We start from the raw sequence: 19,812 nt of genomic DNA on the forward strand, positions 1-19,812 counted from the left end.
TCAACCCCCCTTCGGCGCGGCCGTGCCGGCCGCGGGCTTGTCGACGGCGGGCTTGTCGCCCGCGGGCTTCTTGATGGCCGGCGCGGGCTCGGGCCGGTCGGCCGCCGGCGCTGCCGGCGCCGCGGGCGCCGCCGCCGCGGGCTTCGCGCCCGCCGGCGCGGCGACCGTGGGCGCCGCCGCCGCGGGCTTCGCGCCCGCCGGCGTCGCAGCCACCGGCGCAGCGGCCGCGGTGTGCTTCACGAGGCGCCCGGCCTTCGGGGCGCCCGGCTTCGGCGTGACGAGCGCGATCACGCGCCTGCCCTGGGGCAGGAGATCCGCGGCCGCCTTCTGCAGGTCGGCGGCCGCGACCTGCTCGTACCTGGCCACGTCCTTCGGGAAGTACCCCGGATCGCCGGTGAGCTGGTTGTAGTTGTTGATGGCGTTCGCGCGGTTGGTCACCTGCTCCATGCTGAAGATCAGGTCCGAGAGCAGCTTCGCCCGGGCCCGGTCGTGCTCGTCCTGGGTCGGCGGCGCCTTGCGCAGCTTCTCGAGCTCGGCGTCGATCAACTTCAGCGCCTGCTCGGGCGACTTGCCCTTCTTCAGCGTGGCCGTGATCTGGAACGTGCTGGCGAGCTGGCTCGACTGCTGGGCCGCGAACACGTCCTGCGCGATCTGGAGGTCGTAGACGAGCTTCTTGTAGAGCCGGCTCGTCTTGCCCGAGGCGAGGACGTTGGCGACGAGGTCGAGCTCCGCGTCGCCGGGCGCGAACATCGGCGGCGTCACCCAGCTGATCGTCACGCGGGGCAGCTCCACGTCCGCCTCGATCTCGAGGCGCTTCTCGGTCGCGAGGTCGCCGGGGTCGGGCTTCGTCACGACGGGCGGCGGGGCGCCCTTCGCGATCGGGCCAAAGTACCTCTCGACGAGCTCCTTCGCCCGGGCGCGATCGATGTCGCCCGCCACGACGAGGGTCGCGTTGTTCGGCACGTAGAACGTCTTGAAGAAGGCCCGGACGTCCTCCATCCGCGCGGCGTCGAGGTCCTCGGGCGTGCCGATGGTCAGCAGGTGGTAGGGGTGGCTCTCCGGGAACATGGCCGCGCGGAGGAACTGCGGCACGAGGCCGTAGGGCGCGTTCTCGTAGTTCTGGCGGCGCTCGTTCTTCACGACGTTGCGCTGGCTCGCGAACGTCTCCTCGTTCGCGTGATCGAGCAGCCACCCCATCCGGTCGCTCTCCAGCCAGAGCGCGAGCCCGAGCTCGTTCGCCGGGACGGTCTCGAAGTAGTTCGTGCGGTCGGCGTTGGTCGTCCCGTTGCGATCGCTCGCGCCGGCCCGCTCCAGGTACTTGAAGAACATGTCCTCGCCGACATGCTTCGAGCCCTGGAACATGATGTGCTCGAAGAGGTGGGCGAAGCCGTTCTTCCCCTTCGGCTCGTCCTTGGAGCCGACGTGGTACCAGAGGTTGACGGCGACGACGGGCGTGCGGCGATCCTCGTGCAGGATCACCTCGAGCCCGTTCTCCAGCGTGTACTTCTCGACCGGGATCATGACGCTCACGCTCGTCGTGGCCGGCGTCGCCCCTGCCGGCGCCGGCGCGGCCGGCTTGGCCCCGGGCGCGGCCGTCGCGGGCTGCGCGGCCGCGGGCTTCGCCGCCGTCGCGGGCTGCGCCGCTGCGGCCGGCTTTGTCGCGGGCTGCGCCGTCGCGGGCTGCGCGGCCGTCGCGGGCTGCGCCGCTGCGGCCGGGGGCGCCGCCGCGGGGGGCGCGGCGTAGGCGGGCAACGTCAGGCCGAGCGCGGCGACGAGCGCGCTGGACAGGGACGAGAGCGCCCGGAGGCGCCTCCGTTCGGACGGATGGTTGGCTCGCATGGGCGCGGTTCTAGCGCAGATCGCCCGAGGCCGAGCGCAAACTTCGCTAGTGGCGCGCGAGGAGCGCCGCCGCGCGGGTCACGCCCGGCGGCGCGCTCCGGTCACAAGAACGGCGTGACGAACAGCTGGTACGGCCCGAAATCCACCGGCGTGCGTCCGCTCACGGTGATGGAGCCGAGGCCCCCTCCCGAGCGCATCCCGAAGATCGAGGCGTTGGCCCCGTCCTGCGCGCCCGTGCACGCCCCGAGGGCGCTGGAGCACTGGACATTGATGGGATTGCAGGCATCGTCCGCGGTCTTCAGCGTCATCGGGAATTCCGTCAGGCCGCACGACGACACGAGGATGGGGACCCCCGGGCATACGGGGACATAGTACGGCTGCTCGGGGCTGCTCGGGCCGCACACGGCCGCGGGCGGGATCGGCGCCCCGGTGGTGTCGCCGCTGAAGAGCCCGCTGCCCGCGATCACCCCGGCGCCTTCGCCGAGGCACGTCGGGCGCTCGAACCGGAGGCGCACCAGGCCGGAGTCCCCGGGCCTCACGGCCTTGACCACCACCGTGTAGGCGCCGGCCGGGAGCTTCGCCGCGAAGTGCGCCCCCAGCATGGAGCGGCCGCAGCTCCGGGCCGCGCAGCCGACCGGGGCGCCGCCGCACCCGTCGCCCTCGAGCACCGCGAGCACCGTGTCGAGCTCGGAGTCCAGGGTCCCGAGGTAGACGACCTGCTCGGACGGCAGCGTGAACCGGAAGAACACCTCGCCGCCCTCGCCGCCGCACGAGAGGGCCACGTCCGACGTGTTCTCCGCGGTGATCTGCGCGGCGTAATCCATCGGCGCCGCGAGCTCCCCTGGCGTCTCGCAGCTGTCGGCGCCCGGGATCGGCGCGCAGCCGTCGTCGGGGACGCCGTTGCAGTTCTCGTCGACCTCGTTGCCGCACACCTCGGGGAGCGGCACGACGCACCCCGCGCCCGCGCAGCCGTTGTCGGAGACGCCGTCGCAGTCCTGGTCCAGGAGGTCCCCGCAGATCTCCGGCTCGGGCACGCACGCCGTGTACGCCGGGACGTGGACGGGCACCTCGACCACGTTGTTCTCGATCGACTGCTCGGCGACCGCGCCGGTCGGGTTGACGGCGACGCGGAGGATGTAATCCCCCTCGGGCACGTCCGTCACGTCGACCCACTGACACGGCACGCCGACGTCGTAGATGTCGGCCCACCCCGCGCTCAGAAAGTTGCACCCATTGCCCCCCGAGGTCGGGAAGCCCGGCGTCGCCGGGGACTCGAGATCGAGCGGTTCCATGTCCGTCAGGCAGAACGCCTGCTTGTGGCCCCGCGCGATGACCTCGCCGTTCGCGTCGACCAGCCGGTAATCGGTGAACTCCCTGAAATGGAAGTGCCCGTGGCACTGCGCGTACTCGAAGAGCGGGTTGTCGAACTCGGAGCCCGGGTCGAGGTGGGCGGGGCCAGCGTTCTCGATGCGCCCCTCGAACTGGAGGAGGTGCCGCCTGCCGGGGCCGGCGATGCACCCTTCCACGATCTCGCAGGCGTCCGCGGGGAACGTCTGGTACGAGAACTGGACCGTGTCGACGATGCGCTCCTTGTTCGGGCGCAGGTCGGGCACCATGCAGACCCCGTCCGCGCACGCGTGACCGCTCGGGCAGCACGCGCCGCCGCACATCGCGCCGTCGCAGGCGGGGTAGTCGACGGGGAGGACGAGCGTGTTGTTGTCGAAGCTCGCCTCCGCGATCGTCCTGTTCGGGTTGACGGTGATCTCGAGCTCGTAGAGCCCGGCCGGCACGCCGGTCACGTCGACGGCGTTGCACGCGACGGTGCCGGGCTGATCGACGCGCTCTCCCGGGCCGAGGCCCTGCGCGCTGCAGCTGTACTGGCCGCCCGGCATCGCGACGCAGCGCGCGTCGAGCTCGGCCTCGGCGACCGCCGCCTCGCCCTGCTTGAGGCGCGCGCGGAAGAAGCGCGGGACGACGTAGCTGTCCTCGCAGAAATTCGGCTCGAACACGGCGCTCTCCGAGGGCGCGCCGAGGTCGAGCGGCACGTCGCCGGCGTTCCTGAGCGAGACGTTGAAGCGCAGGAGCGCCCGCCGCCCGCTCGCGCCGACGCAGCCGTGCATCAGCTCGCACGCGTCCTCGCCCACGGTGATCGCGGCGAACGTGACGGGCTCTCCGCGCTGCGCGGGCTCGAGCACGAGGTCCGCCGCCGCGCAGCCGCCGTCCACGCACGCGGCGCCGGGGCTGCAGCACGCCGCGTCGCCGCAGGCGCGCGCCTCCTCGCACGCGGCCGTGCAGCCCGACGGCTTGCCCTCCGCGTCGATCTCGCACCGCGTGCCCTCGGGGCACACGAGGTCCGATCCGGCGCACCGGACGCCTCCTCCGTCGCCGCCGTCGCCGCCGCCGCCGGCGCTCCCGGCGGCGCCGTCGCCGCCGCCGCTTTCGCCTGCTCCGCTCCCGCCCTCTCCCGAGCCGCCGCTTCCTCCCGTGCCCGAGGGCGGATCGGCCTGACCGTCGTCGCCGCAGGCGGCCACCGCGACAACGAAGGATCCCGTGAGCAACGCGCTGATCAGCTTCTTCATGTTCACCCGGTGAGGTTCGACGACGCGCGCGGAGCGGGCGGCGTCGTGTCGCCGCTGCGCGCAGCGAAGCAAGGCCCGCATGGTAGGCGCGCGCGCGGTGCGCGCGGTGGAAGACAGCACGCGCGCAGCGGCCCAGGACTCCGATCGGCGCCGAGGAGAGGTCCCTCGATGTCCGGCGTGCTGCGAGCGGCGCGGGCGCGGTGCGACATCGGCGTCGCGGCGCCTCGGGCCGCACCTCGCGCCGTGACGCGCGACGCGCGCCGCCTGGGCCGACGCTGGAGGGCGGGGGACTGCGTATTTTCCTCAGCTCACCCGAGGAGCGTATACTCTCGCCGACATGGCTCCTGTCGTCGTCATCACCGGTGCATCCAGCGGAATCGGTCGGGCGCTCGCGTTCTCCTGGGCGAAGCGCGGGGCGAGCGTGGTGCTGAGCGCGCGCGGGCGCGAGGCGCTCGAGCGCGTCGTCGAGGAGGTGCGCGCGGCGGGCGGCGACGCCCTCGCCGTGGCCGGCGACGTGACCGCCGAGGAGGACCGCAAGGCGCTCTGCGAGCGGACGCTCGACACGTACGGCCGGATCGACGTGCTGGTGAACAACGCCGGGCGCGGCTACTACGCGCCGTCGCTGGAGATCGACCCCGCCGAGCTCGAGGCGATCTACCGGCTCAACGTCGTCGCGCCCGTGCGCCTCGCGCAGCTCGCGATCGAGCCCCTCTCGGCCGCGCAGGGGACGATCGTCATGGTCTCCTCGATCGCGGGGCTCGTCGCCGCGCCGCGGATGGGCGCGTACGCCTCGTCGAAGTTCGCGCTGGAGGCGCTCTCGATGTCGCTCCGCGCGGAGCTCTCCTCGCGGGGCGTGCGCGTGCTCGTGGTGCGCCCGGGCCCGGTCGCGACCCCGTTCCACGCGAACGCCGTGGTCACCGACGACAACGTCGGCTACCGCCCGCCGGGCCACAAGCCGCAGAGCCCCGAGGAGGTCGCCGAGGGGATCGTGCGCGCCGTCGAGGCGCGCCAGGACGTCTGGGAGACGAGCCTCTTCGTGAAGACGGCGAGCCTCGCCGCCCGCGTGGCGCCCGGCCCGATGCGCTGGATCTCGAAGCGGATGGCGCGCCGCTCGGGGCTCTGAGCGCTCAGAGCGAGCGAAGGAAGGCGACGACGGCGTCGCGGTCCTCCCTGGGGAGCGCCACGAAGCGCTGCTTCGCGGCGTCCGCCTCGCCGCCGTGCCACAGGATCGCCTCGACGACGTCCCGCGCGCGGCCGTCGTGCAGGAGCTGGGTGTGGCCGTTCACCGCCTCGAGCAGCCCGATGCCCCAGAGCGGCGGCGTCCGCCACTCGCGCGGCCCCGCCAGGGCTTCGCTCGTCGACGTGTCCGCGAGCGCCTCGCCCATGTCGTGGAGGAGCAGATCGCTGTAGGGGTGGATGATCTGATCGCGCAGCTCGACGAACGGGTGATGGCTGCCCGTCTTCATCGAGGGGACGTGGCAGCTCGCGCACCCTGCCTGGCTGAACAGCACCTCGCCGCGCTGGACCGCCGGGTCCGCCGTGTCGCGGCGCGGCGGCACGCCGAGCGCGCTCATGTAGGCCGCCATCCGGTCGAGATCCTCGTCGGAGAGCTCCGGCGTCCCGCTCGCGCTGGCCCGGCAGCCCGCCTGCTCCTCGCCGCACTCCTCGACCGGGAACAGGCTCGTCGTCACGCCCATGTCCGCGACCAGCGCGTCGGCGACCTGGTGGGGCACGCTCACCTTGCCCGCCTTCCAGCCGAAGCGCCCCAGCCGCAGCGCCCCCGAGACCGGATCCGGGATCAGGTTCGGACGGCCCGAGATGCCGTCCTGGTTGCAGTCCATCCCGTCCGCGCGCTCGAGCACCGCCTCCTCCGCGATCGCCTCGAGGAGGCCCATGCCCACGACCGGCCGGGCGACGCGGACCGAGTAGCTCGCGATCTGCCCCGCGGAGAGCCCGTCGAAGCGGAACGTGGGCCGGCGCAGGACATACGGCGTGCCGTCGGGGAGCTGCCCGGGCTCCTCCGTGTAGGCCACGGTGGCCGTGCCCTCGCCGGGGCGCCCGTCGGGCCCCTTGTCCTGCAGCTGCCGGCCGTACATCGGGTCTGTCGCGGGCTTGCCGTCTGCGCCCGCCCCGGCGCCGAACAGCTTCACGACGGCGGTCTCCATCGCCTCCCCGGGCTCGGGCGGGGCGCCGCGACCGTTGTGGATATGACAGCCCGCGCACGTGGTCTGGTTCGAGAGCGGCCCCGCCTTGCCCGCGTGCTCGTCGAAGGCGGGATTGCCGCCCTCGGTGTGCTCGCCGGTGGCGAAGTCGGTGTGGAACAGGCGGCGCCCCTCGAGGAAGCGCTGGATCGAGCCCTCCTGGATGTTCAGCGCCATCTGCTCGTAATAGAGGTGCGGCTCCGCGTAGATGTACGGGATCGTCCCGTCACCGCCCGACAGCGCAGCCTCGTTCGGCTGGTCGAACGGCGTCAGCTCGCCGCTGCCGACGCGGTAGCGGAACGTGTCGCTGTAATAGCTGGTCCTCCCCTCGACCGTGGCCGGGTCGAGGAACACCCCGAACTCGAACTCGAGCAGATCGCCCTCGCGGATCTCCCTGCCTTCCCTGGCGTTGCGATCCACGACGAACTCCCAGTGGGTGCTCGTGACGCGGTCCATGCCGTTGTTCGAGTGGAACACGTTGCCGTCGCCCGTGTACCAGCAGCGGAAGTTGATCACCTGCGTGTCCGACGCCTTCGCGTTCGGGAGCCAGGTGAACTTGACCGTGCTGCCGCCCGCCGGGATCGCGTCCTCGACGACGAACTTGTAGCTGCGGTTCTCGAAATAGCGCGGCTGGAACGGGCTGAACTCTTCCTCTCGCTCGTGGCGGCCGCGGACGCGCCCCGCCGCCTCGAGCGTGATCGTCCCGTCCGCGGCCGTCGTGGTGATCGCCTCGCCGCCCGCGGCCGCGGGGAACAGGGGGGCTATCTGGCCGCTCACGCCGGAGCACTCGCCGGGGTCGACCTCGCCGCCGGGGCAGGTCGCGGCGGGCGGCGCACCCGAGGAGAAATAGGCGTAGATGGCCTCGATGTCGGCCGACGTGATCGCCTGTTCGCCGAAGCCCGGCATGCGGCCTTTGCCGGTGCGCACCTGCGCCGTGAACGCCTCCAGGGAGCCGTCGAAGGCGAACAGATCGGGAAACCCGCCGCTCGTCCCGCCGTGGGCGCTGTGGCACCCGCCGCAATTGAGCGCGAACGCCCGCGGCAGCGACGGCCCGCCGTCCGCCTCCACGCACGGCGCAGGAGGGGGATCGCCTCCGCCGCCCCCGCCGTCCGGCGGCGCGCCCCCGCCGCCCGGCGGGGGAGACGCCGGCGACGGGTCGCCCGAGCACCCGAGCCCTGCCGCGCAGGCCGCGAGCAGCCCGAGCGCGACGTGGAGACCCCGAGACAATAGCCGACGTGAGCGGCGTTCGATCATCGCGCTACCCTCCGACGTGAGCCCATCCAGAAAAACCGAGATTCCCCGCGCTACCGCAGGATCTCCTCGAGCAGCCGGTTCGGCTCGCCGCGGAGATCGTCGCCGAACGACGCGACGCCCAGGCCGTAATACTGGTTCATGACGGTGAACCACAGATCGCGGAGCTGGCGATCGTTGCCGAGCGCGTCGTAGGCGACGTGCGCGTCGTTCAGGAAGACGCCGTCGCCGCCCAGAAGGACGATGGGCAGATCGTACGCGTCGTGATCGTGCGTACGCATCTCGCTCATGTACATCATCACGCAGTGGTCGAGCACCGTCCCGTCGCCCTCGGGGATCGCGTCGAGCCGCTGCGCGAGCTGCGCCGTCTTCTGGCCGAGCCAGCAGTTGATCGCCGCGAAATCGAGGTTGCTCTCCTCGACGACCGCGTAGCGGCCGCCCTCGTTCGTGCTGCCCAGGTTGCCCGGGCCGTGCTGGCAGGAGTGATAATGGAGGCTGCTGCCCTCCCGGTACTCGAGGCCCACCTTCGCGCGGACGTCCGCCGGGATGCACCGGTACTCGAACTCGGAGCGCGCGTCGTCGAGCATGTGGGTGACGACGCGGGTCACGTCGCATTGAATGGCCATGACGATGAGATCGATCATGACGTTCGCGTGATCGTCGTGCTTGTACTCGCCGGCCTCCGTGCTGTCGTTCTCGTTGAGCCCCTCCTGCTGTCCGGGCGGCTCTGGGACGACGCCGGGCTCGCGGATCGGGCTGCAGCCGAGGCTCCCTTGCCCCGGCGTCATCGTCGACTGGACGCGGGTCACGTTCTTCTCGATCGCGCGCAGCGAGTCCAGGTATTGCTGGACGATCTTGCGATCGTCCGAGCCGACCCGGTTCATGAGCGAGTTCGCGTCCGCGAGCACGGCGTCGATGACGCTCTTCTCGGTCGCCGCGCGGCGCTCCGCCTCGATCCTGGCCTGCTCGTCGGTCTGCCCGGGCACGGGTGCCGCGGGCGCCGCGCCCGCGGCGACGAGCGCGTCGAACACCGCCTTCGGGTTGACCGAGCGCTTGAGCGGCTCGCGCGGGCCCTTCCAGGAGACGGCCTGGTTGTAGGCGTAGCTGCGCCCGTCGAAGAAGCCTGGCTTGACCCCGAGCCCCGTTTGCAGCGACGGGATGCGGGTCGCCTGCTCCGGGCCGGCCTTCTGGACGATGAGCTGGTCGACCGAGACGCCGTTGCCCACCCACTCGCCGAGGTCCTGCCCCGCCGCTCTCCCCAGCTGATCGGCGTCGACGCAGGTCGACAGCGCGGCGGCGCAGCGCGAGTGGGACGGCTCGATGAACGGGCTCTGCTCCTTGCTCCAGGTGTAGTTGCCGAGGCGGCTTATCATGAGCATCTTCGACTTCACCGGCGCGAAGTGCTCGAGCACCCTCGGCAGCTTGAAATCGGCGCCCTTCAGCGTCTTGCCGAACGCGGGCGCTGTCTCCCACCAGTGGTGGGGCGCCCCGTTCGGGAAGGTGCAGAGCACGAAGCGCTTCGGCGTGCCGGGCTCCCCCGCGCGCGCCCGGCGCGGCGCGAGGCTCTCGAGAAACGGAAGCGCCAGGCAGACGCCCGCGCCGCGCAACAGGTTCCTGCGTGTCATCAAGCGTTTCATGTGCGCATCGCTCCTTCGTGACCGGTGTCGTTCGACAAGCGCGCCCGCGGCCTCACTGCGCCTCGCCCTTGCCTCCGCGGAGGCGGAAGGCGTCGCTGGTCACCACGTGCTTCACGAGATCCGCGAGCGTGCCGCTGTCCCAGCGCGCGGCGATCTCCCTGAACGTGGACATGTCCGCGCCGGTCGGGCGCCGGCGCAGGGCGTAGGTGAAGAGCTGCTCGGAGGGGCAGACCCCGAGCTGGGGGTCTGCCTGGAGCTTGGGCAGGAGGCCGGAGAAGTCCTGGAACTCCGTGTCCTCGAGCTTGCCCGTCGCGTCGATCGGATCGCCGTTCGGGTACTCGGTCCGGTAGGCGCCGATCGCGTCGAAGTTCTCGAGGCTCAGCCCGATCGGGTCGAGCACGTCGTGGCAGCTCGCGCAGTCGGGCGATTCGCGGTGCTTCTCGAGCTTCGCGCGGACGTTGTCGACCGCGCCCGAGCCGCTGCCCGGGGCGTCGAGCTCGGGGATGTCCACGTTGGCGGGCGGCGCCAGGGGAACGCAGAAGAGCTGCGCCAGGATCGTCTTCGCGCGGGACGTGGGCGAGGTGCGATCCGCGCGCGACGACAGCGTGAGGAAGGCGGTGAGCGTGAGGAAACCCCCGCGGACGCCCTCGGGATCGCGCGCGGTGAGCGGATCGAGCAGCGGATTCGCCGGGTGGGGCGCCGTGAGGAACTCGGACCACGGCCGCTCGCCGGTCGTGAATTCGGCGAAGTAGGCGTTGGCCTGATCGAGCATCGCGCCCTTCACCTCGTCGTTCCAGAGCGGGAACAGGGACGCGTCGACGTTGTGGCTGGGGAGCGTGCGCGTGCCGAGCCACTGGCCGAAGAAGTTCTGGAAGAAGGCGGCGGTCTTCGGGTCGCCCAGCATCCGGTCCACCTGCTGCCGGAGCTCGTCCTCGGTGGCCAGGCGATCGCCCTCCGCCGCGTCGAAGAGCTCGTCGTCCGGGAGCGAGCTCCAGAGCAGGTACGAGAGGCGCGAGGCGATCTCGTAGCCGTTGAGGGCGCCCGGCGATCGCTCCGAATCGGGCCCCGCCTCGATCCGCAGGAGGAAATGCGGCGATGTCAGCAGGCTCCGGACGACGTGCTGCACCGCCTGGACCGGGGACATCTCGAGGGTGCTCAGCGCGTCCGCGTACTGCGCCGCGTACCGCTCGAGCTCCGCCGCCTCGAGCGGGCGCCGGAAGGCGCGCAGCCCGAAGCGCTCGATGATCTCGCGCGCGCACCCGTCGCCCGCGCCCTGCGCCGGGTCGCACACGAGGATCTTCGCGCGCTGCGCCTCGTTCGAGAACGCGTCCTCGGCGAGCTTCCTGGCGGCGTCGTAATACCCCTGGACCAGGACCTGGGACAGGTTCGAGAGCGCGCTGACGCTCGCGTCGAAGCCCTTCGCGCCGAAGGCCGGGAAGCCGTCCGCGGGCCTCAGGCGCGTCCCCAGGAGGTGGGCGACGGTGTTGTTGTATTCCGACGCCGTCATGTGGTGCAGAGGCATCCCGCCTGGCGCGGCGGAGGGGGCGTCTTGCTCCGGAGCGTCCTCGCTCCCGAGGATGCCAGTGCACGAGATGCTCAGGAGACACCCCCCGGCAGCGAGCCAGGGGCGCGCGAACACCCGGTCAAGTCTGAACGTCATCGTCGGCTCCCGCGTGTGAATCGGCAGATACCCCCTCGTGGCCGGAGCGCGCTGCGTTCGTGATCAAATCGACAGCACAGGCGCGCTAGGATCAGGCCGTGCTCTGTGCGCAGAAGACTACGGTGATGGTGTTGCTCCTCGGGCTGTCCGGGTGCGGAGCGGACGTGGAGATCGCGGTGGGTCGCATGAACCCGGCGCCTCCGGCGAGCGGCGGCGGAGCGGACAGCGGCGGTGAGGCGGGCAGCGGTGGGGTAGGGGGCAGCGGCGGGGTAGGGGGCAGCGGCGGTGAGGCGGGCAGCGGCGGTGAAGGGGGTAGTGGTACGACTCCGTGCGATGCGCTGCCGTCTCCCATACATCGGTACACATTCGATGGGACGGGAGCGATCGTCGCCGATACCGTCGGCGGCGCCGACGGCGAGATCCTCGGCGGCGCGAGCCTCGATGGCGGAGGGGTGCTCGCCCTCGACGGCGACGACGATTACGTCGATTTGCCCGCGGGGATCCTCTCCGGATTGCGCGATGTCACCGTCATGGCCTGGGTCGCCCGCGACGGCGGAGGCGCCTACCTGCGCATCATCGACTTCGGCATCGGCAGCGGGGGCGAAGATCCGGTCGAGGGCGACGGGAGCGTGGGAGAGTCCTACCTGGTCATCACCCCTTCGACGGGCTTCGATGCGCGGGGGGTCGCCGCGCTCGCGAGCGACAGCGGCGCGGCGGGCGAGGTGGCGATCCCCACCACGCCGACGCTCGACGACGGCGAGATCCATCAGGTCGCCGTCGTCTTCGACGGCGCGGCCGCGTCCCTGGCGCTCTACCTGGATGGCGCGCTCCTCGGCAGCGCGCCGGTCGGCTTTCCGCTCTCGGCGATCCAGGACGTGAACAACTGGCTCGGGCGGTCCCAGTTCGATCAGGATCCGTACTTCGGAGGGCGCTACGACGAGCTGCGCATCTACGGCGAGGCGCTGGCCGGCTGCGCGATCGAGGCCGCGTGGACCACCGGTCCGGATCGGCCGTGACGCTCAGAAGGCCAGCGCGAGGCCGAGGCGGGCGCTGAGACCTGCGGCCGGGGGGCGATAGACGGTCCCCTCGAGGTTCTCCACGACGAAGCGGGGCCGCTGCAGCGGGACGAGGGCGTGCAGCGCCCCCTCGACCTTCAGGGGGGCGGCGACGCGCCACTCGAGCAGCGCCCCGAGGCCGGCCGCGAAGATCGGCGCCGTGCGGGTGAAGGGCTCGTCGACGTCGCGCCCCCGGGCGAGGAGCCAGTGCTGGCGGCCGAGCGCGCAGACGTACACGCCGAGGGGACGGCCGAGGGCGCGCGCGCACGCGTCGACCTCGAGGAACCAGAGCCGGAAGTCGGCGCCCGCGGTCAGCCCGGCGATGCGGCCGGAGCTCGACGGCACCACGCCGGCCGCCCCGTCCGCGCGGAGCCAGCCGACGCGGAGCCCGCCGCCCGCGGCGACCCCGACGCCGATCGCCGGGACGAGCGCCTGCTCGACCTGCGCGCTCAGCCAGAGCGCCCCCTCCACGCGGCGCTCGTCCGGCGCAGGCGGTCGGCTCGCGGCGGGCGGCGGCGGGCTCGCGGCGGGCGGCGGCGGGCGCGGCGCGGCCGCTCCGTCGCCGCCGCTCGCCGGAGGTCGCGCGGGCTGCGCCGGCGGCGCGGCGGCATTCCGCGCGGCCGCGTCGGGGTCGATCGACATCGCGACGATCAGCGCCGCCGCCCGCGCCATGGCCGCGCAGTCGTCGCCGTGGATCGCGCGCTCGCCGGGCACCGGCGCGCGGATGCGCAGATCGAGCCGGAGGCGCGCGCCGCCCCGGCGGGCGACGGCGATCTCGACCGCGATCGGCTGGCGCTGCGCCGACGTTCCCAGCAGCCGGTCGATCTCGCTCCGGACCTCGTCGGCCGGCGGGCACCCGTCCGGCGCTTCCCAGCGCAGATCGATGGTGCGCGGCTCGGCGGGCGCCGCGCGCGCGCGGGCAGGCAGCAGCCCCGCCGCGACGATCAGCGCCTGCAGGGCCGACGGGGCCCAGGCCGCTCTTGAGACGTGCACCCGCGCACTCTACTCCTCCTGCCCGCACGCGGCGCGCACGCGCGTCGCGAGCGGCGAGCCCGGGCTCTGCGCCAGCAGCTTCGCCGCGATCGCCCTGCCGGCCGCCGCCCGGCCGGAGCGGCAGAGCGCGATCGCGCGCGAGGCCTCGCGCTCGGTCGAGAGCACGCCCCGCGGGTAGCGGCTCCCGTGCTCGTTCAGCTTCGAGAGCGCCTGCGCGAACTGGCCCGCCTGCAGCGCCTGCTGCGCGTCGCGCAGCAGCGCGACCTCCGCGTCGAGCCCCTCGGCGCCCGGCCTCGCGGCGGCGGCCGTCGGCGCCGGCGCGCGCGACGCCGACCCGCGCGACACGACGGCCGCTGCGGGCGCGGCGCTGGCCGCGGGTGCGCTGGCCCCGGCGGGCTCGCTGGCCGGGGGAGGGGCGTTCACCCCGGTAGAGGAGCTGGCCTGCGCGGCGGCCCTGGTCTCGGCGGAGGCGCTCTCCTCGGCGGAGGCGCTGGCCTCGGCGGGCGGAGGCGCCTCGTCGCCCGGCGCGCCGGAGCGCGCTTCGGCGCGCGGCGCTCGGGGCGTCAGGCCCGCGGCCCTCGGCGCTTCCGCCGCGTGCGGCGCGGGCGCCTCGCCCGACGCCGGGAGGTAGAGCGCCGCGCCCGTCGCGAGGCCCACGATCAGCGTCGCGAGCCCGATCTTCAGCGGGGCGCCGAGCAGCGTGACGGCCGCCCCCTTCGCGACCGCCGCGCCCGCGCTCGCGGCCGCGCCCGCGCCCGCGGCGGAGCCGACCGTGTGCGCCGCCCCGGCGGCGCTCGCGGCGCTTCCGGCCCCGGCGCTCGCCGAGCCGACGGCGCCGGCCCCCGCGGCGCCCTTGGCGCTCGCGGTCACGGCCGTGGCCGCCGCCCCGGCGAGGCCGAGCCTCGCCCACACGGCCGCGCGCATCCGCCGCCGATCGTCGTCGGTCGGCTCGTCCTCGTCGCGGAGGGCGTTCAGGAGCGCCCGCTCCCCAGGCCCCAGCTCATCCATCGCGGCCTCCTCGGATCCTGGCGTGGTGGCGGCGCACCGCGTCGGAAAATGCCTGTCGGGCGGCCCTCAGCCGCGCATATACGGTGTTGATGTTCACGCCGATACCCTGAGCGATCTCCGTCGCCGGCATCTCTTCCAGCTCGGCGAGGAGGAGCACCACGCGCTTCTCCTCGTCGAGCGACGCAAGGAGGTCGTGCGCCACGCGCGCGGCCTCCGCCCTCGTCATGGCCTCGTAGGGGCTGAGGTCGCTCGGCCCTGCGAGCTGCTCCGGATCCACCGTCTCCCCCGTCCCGCGGTGGGCGGGGCTCTTGCGGCGCAGCGATCTCCGGTGCGTCTGCACGACGTTGACCACGATCCCGAAGACCCACGTCTTCAGCGACGAGCGGCCCCGGAACTCCGGGAGCCGCCGGTGCACGACCACGAACACCTCCTGGCACACGTCCTCGTGCGCGGAGGCGTCCACGCCGAGGCGGCGCACGGTCCGCCAGACGAAGGGGAAGATCTCCTCGTACACCTCGGCGAAGTCGGGCGGCGCGCCCTGGAGGCTGGCCGCGGCGACGGCGGAGACCGCGCCGGCCGGCGGCGGGGTCGACGGAGCGACCGCCGCGCGGGCGGTCACTGGCTGCACCTCTCCGCGTGGGGCAGGGAGACGTAGAGCTCGCCGAGCGCGGTGAGCTCCCCGCTCGCGCCGAGCAGGTCCACGTTGGGGATCGCGTCGGTCCGCCCGGAGAACCAGGCGTACCGGAAGACGTCGGGGTCCGATTCGAGGAGGGGCACCGCTTCTCGCATGTACGCCGCCTGGGCTTCGGGCGACCGATCCGCGCCGTCTCCGCACGAGAACTCGGTCAGCCAGATCGGGCGCCGGTAGCGTTTGAGCTCGCCGAGGTACCACTCGAGCGCCGGCCTGTCGCAAGCGTACCAGTGCGCCGCGATGAAATCGACGCGGCAGCCCTCGCACGCGGCGAAGAAGGCGTCGAGGTACGCGAACGGATCGGTCTCGTGGCAGCCGCCGCCGCAGAAGTTCACGGCCGGCGAGACGAGCTCCAGGCCCTTCTCGTCGGCGATCTCCTCGAGGTCTGGCCACAGCGCCGCGGCCTCGGCGGCGGAGAGGTTGGCCTGAGCGAAGAAGTTCGGCTCGTTGAACGCGAGCAGGTACTTCGCCCCGCTCGGGATCGCCGCCTTGACCTGGTCGGCGTCGAAGCGGCCGCCCCAGACCATCGGTACGAAGTCGACGCCCAGGTCGACGTAGGCGCCGCCCCGGAGCGCCTCGTCGGGGACGGTCGCCCAGTTGTACCACCAGCCGACGCTGGCCGAGAGGGCCGAGAGGTCGGCGACCGAGTGGTAGCCGTACCCGATGCCGCGCTTGCACGGGCGCCCCGCGGCCGCCCCGCCGTCGCCCGCGCCGCCGCCTGTGCCGGGGCTGCCGCCGTCGCCCGCGCTGCCGCCGTCGCCAGCGCCGCCGCCCGCGCTGGCGCTGTCCCCCGCACCGGCGCCGTGCCCTGCCGCGCTGCCGGTGCTGCCTGGGCCCACGAGGCCTGCGCCGCCATCGCCCGCGCCGGTCGCTTCTTGGACGTTTCCTGCGCCACCATCGCCGTTCGCGTCCTGGTGGAAAGATTCCCCCACGCAGGCGACGGACAGGAAGATCCCGAGCAGGGGGCTGATGCCGCACAGAAGGGCTTTGGGGTCTCGACGCATGGCTCGAGGGGGCTGGTGGCCGGAGCCGCAGCGTTCCGTGATGAAAAGTGGAGGGATGGGGATGTGGGGCTCATCGGGCGGCGATCCGTGGGCTGGCGTTTCTTGGCGTGCGGGGGGATCATCACGGCTGCGCACCGCGGCCGACAGCTCGCACCTCCGCGCGCTTGACGGCTGCGAGGAGCGCGCCGAGGAAAACCGGATGACACCCCCTCGCTGGCTTGCCGCGCTCGCGGCGCTCACCCTTCCTTTGGCGGTCTCGGCGACGGCCCTGACCCAGGACGCCGCTCCCCTCCCGCCGCCGCCTCCTCCTCCGGAGCCGCTTCCGTCTGCCTCCGCGCAACCAGCGCCGCCGCCTGCGCCCACGCCGTCGCCGTCCCCGCCGCCGGTCCCGCCCGCGCCGGCGCCGCCGCCTGCGCCTGCGCCCACGCCGATCCCGTCGCCATCGCCGCCGGTCCCGCCCGCGCCGGCGCCGCCGCCCGCTGCGCCGGCGCCGCCACCGGTCGCGCCCGCGCTGCCTCCGCCGGTTGCGCCCGCGCCGCCGATTGCGCCCGCGCCGCCGTATTCGCCGGCACCGCCGTATTCGCCGGCGCCGCCGTATGGGCCGTCGCCGCCGGTCGGGCCCGCGCCCGCGCCGCCGCCGCCGGTTGCGCCCGCGCCGCCGCCGCCCGTCGCGCCCGCGCCGCCGGCCGCCCCGCGTCCGCCCCGGAGCCAGCCGGCGCGTCCGAGCGCTGCGCCGCCCCCGGTGGCGGGCCCGGTGACCGTGGACGAGCCGGAGCCTTCACCGGCCGAGCCGGAGGAGAAGGAGCAGGACAAGGAGCCCGGCGACAAGGAGCCCGAGGACGAGGACCGGGACGGCGTCCGGCTCCGGTATGGCAGCACGCTCGGCGGCGGGATCATCAAAGCGCCGACGGGCACCGGCGGCGTCTTCGCGTGGACCGGCCGGCTCGGCCTCCAGATCAACCACCTGTTCGGGATCTACTACCAGAACACCCCGATGCTGACGCTCACCCCCGAGAGCACCGACAACAGCGCGGGGTTCGACGCCGGGTTCATCGACTACAACTCGCTCCTCGCGAGCTTCACCTTGTTTCATGTCCTCGACTTCGGCGCAGGGCCGTCCATGGACTACGTAGCCGTCGCGAGCTGCGGCGCGACGCTCGCGGGCCTCGAGTCGGGCGCCGGCTGCGCCAGCACCTCGGACTGGTATTTCGGCGCGCACGCGCGGGGCGCCCTCATCCTCGGCGGCCTGTCCGGCGACGGGCCGCGCCGCAGCGGGTTCGCCCTGGCCGCCGAGCTCCACCCGGTGTTCATGCCCGAGGCCACGACCTTCACCTTCACGCTGGGGCTCGGCGGAGAGTGGTATTGACGAGCGCGAACCCCGCCCGCTAGCCGCCGTCTCTCAGGCCCGTCCCCGATTCGGGGAGTGCACAACCCCAAGAACGGCGCGATGATGCGCCCCGGACGACGATCCAGGCGTGAGGGCCGCGCTCGGCCCTCGCACGACGCGCGACGGGGGTGGGGTTGGTGCAGATGGCAGCTGGCGACGATGAAGAGACCTTGTGCATCGATCCGCGGCCGCTGCTCGAGGCCCTGGACGACCCCGCGCTCGTCATCGACGCGCGGGGCGCCATCCGGTGCAAGAACGAGCCGCTCGAGCGGCTCCTCGCGGGCCCAGGAGCGCCGATCCTGCCGCTGTCGCCGGAGGGCGATCGCGTGCTCTTGCCTCCATCCCCCGCGGCCGTCGACCTCGCCCGGATCCAGGCGCTCCTCTCAGGCGAGATCGACCGCGCCGAGATCGAGCTGCCGGACGACGGCTCCGGCGCGCCGCGCTGGGCGCTCCGCGGGCTCTCCTGCTCGATCGGCGGCGGCCGCTGCGCGCTGCTCCGCCTCATCGACCTGGGCGAGCGCCGCGCCCGGGAGCACCAGCGCCGCTGCGCGCAGGTGATCGCGTCGATGCAGCTCGGCTGCACGTTCCTCACCCTCGACGACCCGGCGGATGACCGGTCGCTCCGGTACATCTACAGGAACCCCGCCGCCGAGCGGATCTCGAGCAGGCCCACGGCGGCGATCGTCGGCCAGACCATGGACGAGAGCGTCCCCAGCCTGCGCCGGGTCGGCCTCCCGCAGCGCTACGCGGAGCAGATCCGCGGCGGCCGCGCCGCCGAGGGCGAGGTGGTCTTGCCCGCGGAGGAGGGCTCGCGCGTCTTCACGACGTGGTCGTTCCCGCTGGGAGAGCGGTGCCTCGCCGTGCTCTACGAGGACGTCACCCAGCGCCGGGCGACGGAGGCGTCGCTCGAGGGCACGCGCGTCCTCCTCGACGCCATCATCGACAACCTCCCGCTCCTGCTCTTCGTCAAGGAGGAAGCGGAGCTCCGCTACGTGCGGGTGAACCGGAGCTTCGAGGAGTTCCACGGCTATGCGCCGGGAGAGCTGATCGGCAAGCGCGTCGCCGACTACTTGCCGAAGGAGCTGGCCGCGAGGATCGACGCCGAGAGCCGCGCCGTCCTCGCGGGGGGCGTGCCGGTCGAGATGCCCGAGATCCACGTCTCCTCGTCGCGCCTCGGGCCCCGCATCGGCCATGCCCGGTGGATCCCCATGGAGGCCGCCGAGGGAAAGGGCCGTTATCTCCTCGGGATCATCGAGGACATCACCGAGCGCAAGAAGATCGAGGACGCCAAGCGCCACGAGGCGATCCTCCTCGAGACCCAGCGGCGGCTCCTCGAGCTCATCCAGGAGCTCTCGACGCCGAGCATCCCCATCCACCCGGGCATCCTCGTCGTCCCGCTCGTCGGCCAGATGGATAGCTCCCGCGGCGCTCAGCTGATGGAGTCGCTCGTCCGCGCGGTCGAGCGGCACCAGGCCGAGTTCGTCATCATCGATATCACCGGCGTCACCTCGGTGGACACCGCGGTGGCGAGCCACTTGGTCCAGGCCACGCGCGCCGCGCAGCTCCTCGGGGCCGAGTGCAGCGTCGTCGGCGCCTCGCCCGGCGTCGCGCGCACCGTCATCGATCTCGGCATCGAGCTCGGCCAGCTCTCCACGCACCGGGACCTTCAGGCCGGGTTCCGGTACGCGCTGGCGCGGAAGGGGTACAGGATCACGCCGCGCGCGGCGCGGAGGGCCTGAGGTGCGGCGCGGCTCGCGCGCTGCTCGCGGGCCCGCCTCCGCGGTGATTACGGCGTCTGTCTCACCGCAGCGCCGCGCGCAGCGCGCGGACGGCCTGGCTCTGCGTCGGCTGCTCGAGGAAACCCGCGAGCCACGCGGGGTCGAGCTCGGGAAGGAACGCGCTCCGCGCGCGGGGCTCATACCCCTCGTCCGAGAGCGCAAAGACGCGGAGGCCCTCCTCGCGATCCCACACCCAGACCTCCGGGACGCCGAGCCCTCGATAGATCTCGAGCTTGTCGAGACCTCCGTGCGTCCAGACGACCTCGATGGCCAGGTCCGGAACCTCCTTGTTCGTGGCGCCGACGATGTAGCACTCGTCGGGCTCGGCCCCGCGCTCCTTCGGCGCGTTGCGGAGCGTCCACGCGCCGTATCCGCTGAGCTCGATGCCGCGCTCGTCGCAATAGGCCTCGAGGAGCCGCGCGATGGTCTTTTTGACGCCCTCGTGACTGCGAGACGGGCTCATCAGCTCGATCGCTCCGTTCAGGTAGTACATGCGCACGCCGGCCCGGTCCCCCCGTACGGCGAGGAGGATCTCGTAGTCCTTCCACGTCATGCCGTAGAGGATGACGTGCTGGTCGCTCTCCTCGTGACGGGGCCGCGGTCGCTCGGCCTCGGATACGGCGTTCGCCGGGACAGACTGCATGCACAAGAAGATACTCGACGATGGAGCCGGCGGCGAGCCGCGCCATGCGCCCTGCGGCTCCTTCGAGGCGCGCACTACGCGCGGCC

Annotated in this window: 14 protein-coding genes; 4 read left to right on the top strand and 10 right to left on the bottom strand. The window is 73.2% G+C overall.

The window, feature by feature from the left end; all coding sequences use genetic code 11:
* Both WMF26_RS09040 and WMF26_RS09045 read right to left on the bottom strand, forming a co-directional pair.
* The gene (locus WMF26_RS09040) at positions 1 to 1,839 is read right to left on the bottom strand and encodes a M16 family metallopeptidase (RefSeq protein WP_437999978.1); all 1,839 of its coding nucleotides are present in this window, start codon (positions 1,837 to 1,839) and stop codon (positions 1 to 3) included.
* 101 nt (positions 1,840 to 1,940) lie between these two features.
* Positions 1,941 to 4,418: a lysyl oxidase family protein gene (locus WMF26_RS09045; protein WP_437999979.1), complete on the bottom strand. Its 2,478-nt coding sequence runs from the start codon at positions 4,416 to 4,418 to the stop codon at positions 1,941 to 1,943.
* A 337-nt stretch (positions 4,419 to 4,755) separates the two neighbouring features.
* On the opposite strand from WMF26_RS09045, the gene WMF26_RS09050 reads away from it, so the two are divergent.
* Positions 4,756 to 5,541, top strand: a complete 786-nt coding sequence (locus WMF26_RS09050) for an SDR family NAD(P)-dependent oxidoreductase (protein ID WP_437999980.1) — start codon at positions 4,756 to 4,758, stop codon at positions 5,539 to 5,541.
* 4 nt (positions 5,542 to 5,545) lie between these two features.
* Here the strand turns inward: WMF26_RS09050 and WMF26_RS09055 are convergent, their stop codons facing one another.
* From WMF26_RS09055 to WMF26_RS09065, 3 genes are read right to left on the bottom strand one after another with little or no spacing between them, the layout of a single operon-like run.
* Positions 5,546 to 7,873 (bottom strand): di-heme oxidoredictase family protein, encoded by a 2,328-nt coding sequence (locus tag WMF26_RS09055; RefSeq protein WP_437999981.1) that lies wholly within the window; start codon positions 7,871 to 7,873, stop codon positions 5,546 to 5,548.
* A 50-nt stretch (positions 7,874 to 7,923) separates the two neighbouring features.
* The gene (locus tag WMF26_RS09060; RefSeq protein WP_437999982.1) at positions 7,924 to 9,507 is read right to left on the bottom strand and encodes a DUF1552 domain-containing protein; all 1,584 of its coding nucleotides are present in this window, start codon (positions 9,505 to 9,507) and stop codon (positions 7,924 to 7,926) included.
* A gap of 52 nt (positions 9,508 to 9,559) precedes the next feature.
* Positions 9,560 to 11,167 carry a DUF1592 domain-containing protein gene (locus WMF26_RS09065; protein ID WP_437999983.1) on the bottom strand — a complete coding sequence of 536 codons (1,608 nt, stop codon included), beginning with the start codon at positions 11,165 to 11,167 and terminating at the stop codon, positions 9,560 to 9,562.
* Between the two features lie 125 nt (positions 11,168 to 11,292).
* Between WMF26_RS09065 and WMF26_RS09070 the strand changes: the two genes are divergently transcribed.
* Entirely contained in the window at positions 11,293 to 12,183 is an 891-nt protein-coding gene (locus WMF26_RS09070) for a LamG domain-containing protein (RefSeq protein ID WP_438002392.1), read from the top strand.
* 3 nt (positions 12,184 to 12,186) lie between these two features.
* Here the strand turns inward: WMF26_RS09070 and WMF26_RS09075 are convergent, their stop codons facing one another.
* Genes WMF26_RS09075 through WMF26_RS09090 form a run of 4 tightly spaced genes read right to left on the bottom strand, consistent with a single transcriptional unit; the run spans position 12,187 to position 15,918 of the window.
* Positions 12,187 to 13,215 carry a hypothetical protein gene (locus tag WMF26_RS09075; protein WP_437999984.1) on the bottom strand — a complete coding sequence of 343 codons (1,029 nt, stop codon included), beginning with the start codon at positions 13,213 to 13,215 and terminating at the stop codon, positions 12,187 to 12,189.
* 9 nt (positions 13,216 to 13,224) lie between these two features.
* Positions 13,225 to 14,223 carry a hypothetical protein gene (locus tag WMF26_RS09080; RefSeq protein ID WP_437999985.1) on the bottom strand — a complete coding sequence of 333 codons (999 nt, stop codon included), beginning with the start codon at positions 14,221 to 14,223 and terminating at the stop codon, positions 13,225 to 13,227.
* Positions 14,216 to 14,842 (bottom strand): RNA polymerase sigma factor, encoded by a 627-nt coding sequence (locus tag WMF26_RS09085; RefSeq protein WP_437336777.1) that lies wholly within the window; start codon positions 14,840 to 14,842, stop codon positions 14,216 to 14,218. The genes WMF26_RS09080 and WMF26_RS09085 overlap by 8 nt, the downstream gene beginning before the upstream one ends.
* Positions 14,839 to 15,918, bottom strand: a complete 1,080-nt coding sequence (locus WMF26_RS09090) for a glycoside hydrolase family protein (protein ID WP_437999986.1) — start codon at positions 15,916 to 15,918, stop codon at positions 14,839 to 14,841. Before WMF26_RS09090 ends, WMF26_RS09085 begins: the two co-directional genes overlap by 4 nt.
* Before the next feature lie 754 nt (positions 15,919 to 16,672).
* On the opposite strand from WMF26_RS09090, the gene WMF26_RS09095 reads away from it, so the two are divergent.
* The gene (locus WMF26_RS09095) at positions 16,673 to 17,284 is read left to right on the top strand and encodes a hypothetical protein (protein WP_437999987.1); all 612 of its coding nucleotides are present in this window, start codon (positions 16,673 to 16,675) and stop codon (positions 17,282 to 17,284) included.
* A 164-nt stretch (positions 17,285 to 17,448) separates the two neighbouring features.
* Complete coding sequence (locus WMF26_RS09100; protein WP_437999988.1) at positions 17,449 to 19,044, top strand: PAS domain-containing protein; 1,596 nt, start codon at positions 17,449 to 17,451, stop codon at positions 19,042 to 19,044.
* A gap of 61 nt (positions 19,045 to 19,105) precedes the next feature.
* Here the strand turns inward: WMF26_RS09100 and WMF26_RS09105 are convergent, their stop codons facing one another.
* Positions 19,106 to 19,726, bottom strand: a complete 621-nt coding sequence (locus tag WMF26_RS09105) for a Uma2 family endonuclease (protein ID WP_437999989.1) — start codon at positions 19,724 to 19,726, stop codon at positions 19,106 to 19,108.
* Positions 19,727 to 19,812: the final 86 nt, after the last annotated feature.

This window comes from Sorangium sp. So ce185, assembly GCF_051526825.1.
Classification (GTDB): Bacteria; Myxococcota_A; Polyangia; order Polyangiales; family Polyangiaceae; genus Sorangium; species Sorangium cellulosum_D.